The organism is Pseudomonas sp. FW305-70 (assembly GCF_058783925.1).
Window position 1 is genome coordinate 1 of sequence record NZ_JBYSYZ010000092.1, and the last position, 1,009, is coordinate 1,009.

Below are 1,009 nucleotides of genomic sequence, written 5' to 3' on the forward strand. Positions count from 1 at the left end.
GCGGGCAATGACGTGCTCATCGGCGGTGGTGGTGCCGATACGATGGCCGGCGGTGACGGCAGTGATATCTATGAAGTCACCGAGCTCGGGGACGTGGTGAGCGAACTCGCCGGTGCCGGCAGCGACACGATCTGGACCTCGCTCTCAAGCTACGCCCTGGGTGCCAACGTCGAGAACCTGTTTTTCGGCGGCAGTGGCAACTTCGTGGGCATCGGCAACGTGCTCGACAACACGCTCGCCGGTGGTGCGGGTAATGACGTCCTCATCGGTGGCGGCGGTGCCGACACGATGGTCGGCGGTGCCGGCAGCGATACCTACGAAGTCACCGACCTTGGTGACGTGGTAGGCGAGAACGTCGGTGGCGGCAACGACACGATCTGGACCTCGCTCTCGAGCTACGCCCTGGGTGCCAATGTCGAGAATCTGTTTTTCGGCGGCAGTGGTAATTTCGTGGGTTCCGGCAACGTACTGGATAACCAGATCGTGGGCGGTGCGGGTAACGATGTCATCATCGGTGCCGGCGGTGCCGACACGATGGCTGGCGGTGATGGCAGCGATATCTATGAAGCCTCCGACCTTGGGGACAGGGTGATCGAACTCGCCGGTGCTGGCAGCGATACGGTCTGGGCCTCGCTCGCGAGCTACACCCTGGATGCCAACGTCGAAAATCTGTTTTTCGGCGGCAGCGGCAACTTCGTGGGCGTCGGCAACGTGCTCGCCAACATGCTCGTGGGTGGTGCGGGTAATGACGTCCTCATCGGTGGCGGCGGAGCCGACACGATGGTCGGCGGTGCCGGCAGCGATGTCTACGAAGTCACCGACCTTGGTGACGTGGTAGGCGAGAACGTCGGTGGCGGCAACGACACGGTCTGGACCTCACTCGCGAGCTACACCCTGGATGCCAACGTCGAGAATCTGTTTTTCGGCGGCAGCGGCAACTTTGTGGGCACTGGCAACGGGCTGGCCAACACGATCGTGGGTGGTGCAGGTAACGACTTCATCGTCGGCG

General features: G+C 62.7%; 1 protein-coding gene. It reads left to right on the forward strand.

The genetic code is table 11. The features are described 5' to 3' along the window. The coding region (locus tag AC3WN7_RS28595; RefSeq protein ID WP_492575443.1) for a calcium-binding protein at positions 1 to 1,009 on the forward strand (1,009 nt) is incomplete at both ends.